Origin of the sequence: Levilactobacillus senmaizukei DSM 21775 = NBRC 103853 (assembly GCF_001592085.1) — a bacterium.
Taxonomy (GTDB): domain Bacteria; phylum Bacillota; class Bacilli; order Lactobacillales; family Lactobacillaceae; genus Levilactobacillus; species Levilactobacillus senmaizukei.
Genome location: NZ_BCWD01000046.1, coordinates 1 through 4661, shown reverse-complemented (window position 1 = coordinate 4661; position 4661 = coordinate 1). Strand labels below are relative to the sequence as shown.

At 44.6% G+C, this 4661-nt stretch carries 4 protein-coding genes and 1 pseudogene; 3 read left to right on the top strand and 2 right to left on the bottom strand.

Annotated features, from left to right (window positions below; all coding sequences use genetic code 11):
- Positions 1-504: 504 nt before the first annotated feature.
- The 3 genes from LSE01S_RS10455 to LSE01S_RS10445 are packed head-to-tail and all read left to right on the top strand — an operon-like array spanning position 505 to position 3149.
- Positions 505-1248, top strand: a complete 744-nt coding sequence (locus LSE01S_RS10455; protein ID WP_061777572.1) for an ABC transporter ATP-binding protein — start codon at positions 505-507, stop codon at positions 1246-1248.
- Positions 1226-2473 carry an ABC transporter permease gene (locus LSE01S_RS10450; protein WP_061777571.1) on the top strand — a complete coding sequence of 416 codons (1248 nt, stop codon included), beginning with the start codon at positions 1226-1228 and terminating at the stop codon, positions 2471-2473. Before LSE01S_RS10455 ends, LSE01S_RS10450 begins: the two co-directional genes overlap by 23 nt.
- Before the next feature lie 4 nt (positions 2474-2477).
- Positions 2478-3149 carry a TetR/AcrR family transcriptional regulator gene (locus LSE01S_RS10445; RefSeq protein ID WP_061777570.1) on the top strand — a complete coding sequence of 224 codons (672 nt, stop codon included), beginning with the start codon at positions 2478-2480 and terminating at the stop codon, positions 3147-3149.
- A 103-nt stretch (positions 3150-3252) separates the two neighbouring features.
- Here LSE01S_RS10445 and LSE01S_RS10440 read toward each other — a convergent pair.
- Both LSE01S_RS10440 and LSE01S_RS10435 read right to left on the bottom strand, forming a co-directional pair.
- Positions 3253-3843: pseudogene (locus LSE01S_RS10440) on the bottom strand (beta/alpha barrel domain-containing protein); the annotation flags it as partial.
- Between the two features lie 62 nt (positions 3844-3905).
- Positions 3906-4589: an IS6 family transposase gene (locus LSE01S_RS10435; protein ID WP_061777569.1), complete on the bottom strand. Its 684-nt coding sequence runs from the start codon at positions 4587-4589 to the stop codon at positions 3906-3908.
- Positions 4590-4661: the final 72 nt, after the last annotated feature.

The window sequence follows — 4661 nt, the reverse complement described above, 5'->3', positions numbered from 1 at the left end:
CCCAATGATTCAATAAAATCTGCTAAAATATACATGAAAGACCTGTATCCTTTCCTTTAATCTTCGTCGATTAAAAGGCTACAGTTCTTTTTCTATATATTCAACTCAAAATGAATATTCCTAGAATTTTATTGACCATCTAGGAAAACCTTACACTAACGTTTTGTGAACTAGGGCTGTCCAATATCCAAATGGGCGTTCGGCTTAATTTTACAATCTACCATAAGCCTACCGATTTTTTAATATTATTTTATTCATCAATTTCCGGCGCCGACCCAAGCTCTGCCTGAATTATAGAATTTTTAAGCAGTCACTATTTAATTAAAATGCGACATCCCAACAACGGGGTGGTGCATTTTTGTTTGCAATGCGGTGACAAATGGGCCGGAAACAAAATAAGTGAGTGATAACTCATTTTAATGTTGACAAACCGAGATGTACTGATTATACTAAAGCCATTAAGTGAGTGAGTATACACTCGCTTTGAGAAAGAGGGTTATTAAAATGGCAACGGATTATGTCATCGCCAAGCAGGTCAGCAAGCACTTTGGTCATCAGCAAGTGCTCAATCAGATTGATTTGACACTGCCGGCTGGAATGATTTATGGCTTGATTGGGCCATCAGGAGCTGGGAAGACCACCTTGATCAAGAGTATTTTAGGGATGGAAGCTGTGGATAGTGGCACTGTTAAAGTCATGGATACGGTGATGCCCAATAGGGCGGTACTGGCACAAGTAGGGTATATGGCCCAAAGTGACGCTTTGTATGAGACACTAGCGGCCCGTGAAAACCTGACCTTGTTTGGGCAATTGATGAGCGTTCCAAAAATAAAGTTAGCACAGATGATTGATTATGCAGCCGGATTAGTTGATTTAACGTCCCAATTAGACAAGCGGGTCAGTGGCTATTCGGGTGGGATGAAACGGCGCTTGTCGTTGGCAATTGCCCTGATTCAGGATCCCCAATTATTGATTTTAGATGAACCGACCGTTGGGATTGATCCAGAATTACGGCAACAAATTTGGACCGAACTAAATAAGCTCAAGGATACCGGTAAGTCGATGCTCGTGACAACGCATGTCATGGACGAAGCAGAACGGTGTGATTATCTCATGTTGATTCGGCACGGGATTGCGCTTGCTGAGGGGACACCCGCGGCACTGAAACAACAGTATGCAGTAGATACGATCGAACAGGTCTTTTTGAAAGCGGGGCGGATGCAAGATGCGAACGATGGCAATCGTTAGACGAGTTTTTAAGCAAATGTTACGTGATAAGCGTACCTTGGCGCTGATGTTTTTGGCACCATTGCTGATTATGACGCTGATGTATTTCTTATTTCAAAACAACACGACGCAAGTAGCAAGCTTGGGTGTTCATCATGTAGACCAATCCGTGGTTAACGTGATCGATACCAAAAACGTGACGATTCATCATTATGATAGTTCACAGGCACGGAAAATGATTAAGCAGCATGATCTAGATGGCTATTTGACTCAGAAAAATGGTCAATTGACGATTACTTATTCAAATAGCAATCCAACCAACACGTCTTTAATTAAGGCGAGTTTACAGTCAGGATTAGTCAAGTTGAAAATGAAGACGCTGGTGACCGTTACTAAGAAACAGCGCGCGGCCCTTGAATCGCAACAAGCCGCTTTGAAGAAGCTGACTGCAGCCCAGACACAAGCAACGGTGACCAAGCTGAAGACTGCCATTGCACAAGCCCAGGCCCGCGGTGACCAGGCAACTGCTGAGAAATTACAAAAGCAACTCAAGCAGGCCACAGCCACGACGTCTAGTTCGACTCAGTCAGCTAAAGCAACCAGTTATACGACTAAGTCTCATTATATTTATGGTAGTAGTGATTCAACGTTCTTTGAAAACTTTTTGCCAGCCTTTCTCGGTTTCTTTGTCTTCTTCTTTGTGTTCTTGATTTCTGGCGTTTCACTTTTGAATGAACGCACTACTGGAACCCTAAGCCGGCTACTTGCAACCCCAATTCGACGAAGTGAAATTATTATGGGCTATCTAATTGGTTATGGGGGCTTTGCCATCATTCAGACTGTCCTGACCGTTGTTTTTACAATTACGGTCTTCAAGATTCACTTAGTTGGTAGTATTTGGCTGGTCTTTCTGACTAACTTATTATTAGCGTTAGTGGCTTTGACCTTGGGTATCTTTATTTCCACCTTTGCTAACTCAGAATTTGAAATGATTCAGTTTATTCCACTGATTGTTGTACCACAAATCTTTTTTGCTGGGTTGGTTCCAGTCGATGGCATGGCCAGTTGGTTGCAAGCAATTGCCCACATCATGCCGTTATACTATGGTGCTAATGCGTTGACGACTGTTGTGACAAAGGGTGCTGGGCTTGGCGATATTGGTGTCAATTTGTTAATATTAGTAGGGTTTATGGTCGTACTAACAATGTTGAATATTGTTGGAATGAAACGTTATCGGAAGGTGTGAGGATATGGAACGACCACGGATACGGGATTATTTTCAACAGGATCTAAGTCAGAATGAAACGATTACACATAAGCAACGGGCCATCCTCCAGGCAAGTCTCGATTTGTTTGCTGAAAAGGGTTTTGACCAGACCAGTACTAGTGATATTGCACAACGGGCCGGCGTTGCGGAGGGGACGGTCTATCGGCGGTATAAGACTAAGGCTACCTTACGGGATGCCATCTTAGCACCAATTGCCGCGCACATTGTGCCAATTTTAGCGAGTGATTTTTCAGAGGATGCATTACGGCAGCGTTATCCCAGTCTACAGGCATTCGTCACAGCAATTTTTACGGACCGAGTTGCATTTGCTAAAGCTAACGTGAAAGAGTTAAAGGTCATTTTTGAAATGGTAGCTTTTGACGCCGAACGACGCGAACAGATTCTTAGCCAGATTGCGCCTAAGATGGTCAAGCAGATGGGAAGTGTCATAAATCAACTAAAAGCAGATCATTTGATTGTGGATTGGCCGAATGATTTGATACTGCAAAGTTTGTTATCGCAGCTATTCGGTTACCTAGCGCGGTTAATGCTGGAATTGCCGGGAACTGAGATTGAGCGCGAACAAGCGTATTTGATTACGGTGATGACCAAAATATTGACCCCGGGTGAACATGATCAAATTACTGGTCAGTGAGCTAAGTGTTACTTGATATAAATTAAAGCCACTTCTGTACTTAGCGGTCATTTGAACGCTAAGTACAGAAGTGGCTTTGGCCGTTGCTACGCGTGTTCGTTTGTTAATCTGCTAGTATCGTCATTTTATTCAACAAACTAGTTTGTAACTGGCTGAGTGTGGTCGTCATGTAGACCGGGTAAAGATCTGGGTTGACGAGCCGCTGAGTTGTTCGTGGGAGCTCGGCAAGTTTAGCCTGGGTCGTTGCCTGAATGGTTGTAACCGGAATTGACGTGGTGTTGGACAAATCTACCGGCGCGAGTAAAGGCCGGGCTTCAAAATGGGTGAGTCGCTGTTGGCGGTCGACACTGAGTGGGTCACTGTTGACGACGGTTAGGCTGGTCGCATCGACGATCGTCTCGGTAGCTAGTGCAATCAAATCAGCAAAGGCCCGCTGAGTTCCTGGTTCGTACAGACGATAGACTTGCTTATCACCAGGAATCGTTAGTTTTTCGCGACTGGCATTGACCTTGATCTTGGGGGTGCTCTGACCATTGCTCTCAGTTGCCGCAAGCTTGTAGACGCCACTTAGAACCGGTGCGGACGCGCTAGTGATGAGCTTTTCACCGATACCAAAATTATCGATCGGTGCGCCTTCGTGCAACAGCGAGGTAATGATGTGTTCATCCAATGCGTTAGAAATAGTGATTTTGGCGGCTCTGGTGCAAATAGTCTGAGAGTGTGCCTTTTACCTAGTTGTTGATAGGGTGTTGTAGGTTATGCTGGCACCATCGCTTTTAATTCGTCCACGGCTGAAAACCCGATGAGGCTTAGCTCTCGTCGGGTTTTCTTGCGTAATGCATGGATGACTTCAATGTCGCTGAGTGTTGCACTAGCGGTTCGGATGCTTTGGAAACTTGCTGACCGCACCCGGTGTCGTTTAATGAATCGATGATCTTGTTCGATTAAATTGTTTCGATACTTGGAACATTGGTGTGCTGATTTGCTCAAGTAGTCTTGTTTCATCAGGTGCTTCACTGCCTTAAGTGTTGCTCGATATTGATCGGTGACTAAGCGATCAGGACGACCATTGGTCGTCAAAAGCCGTTTCAAAAAGTGATAGGCTGCCGCATAATCACGATGCTTTCGCAGTTCGAAGTCGAGCGTCATACCGTTGCTATCAATTGCACGATACAGATAAGTCCAATGACCTTTGACGTTAATGTAAGTCTCGTCTATCCTCCAACTTTTGGTATGGGAGGTTTGATGTTGGCGCCATAAAGCCTTAAAGATGGGACCATAATGATGAACCCAACGCATGACCGTGGTGTGATGCACACTAACCCCGCGATCACGTAGCAATTCAACGATATCACGGTAGCTGAGACTGAACCTAAAATAGTAGCCAACGGCTACTATAATGATATCCTGTTGAAAGTGGCGTCCTTTAAAGTAATTCATGCGCACAATTCCTCGTTTCTTGTCACTCAGTATACTAGAATGAAGTTGCCAGGCAAACTTTGCACCAGAGCC

Bases quoted from the DNA above. Each gene is read 5' to 3' on its own strand.
- LSE01S_RS10455 (WP_061777572.1), top strand. From the start codon at position 505: ATGGCAACGGATTATGTCATCGCCAAGCAGGTCAGCAAGCACTTTGGT.
- LSE01S_RS10450 (WP_061777571.1), top strand. From the start codon at position 1,226: ATGCGAACGATGGCAATCGTTAGACGAGTTTTTAAGCAAATGTTACGT.
- LSE01S_RS10445 (WP_061777570.1), top strand. From the start codon at position 2,478: ATGGAACGACCACGGATACGGGATTATTTTCAACAGGATCTAAGTCAG.
- LSE01S_RS10435 (WP_061777569.1), bottom strand. From the start codon at position 4,589: ATGAATTACTTTAAAGGACGCCACTTTCAACAGGATATCATTATAGTA.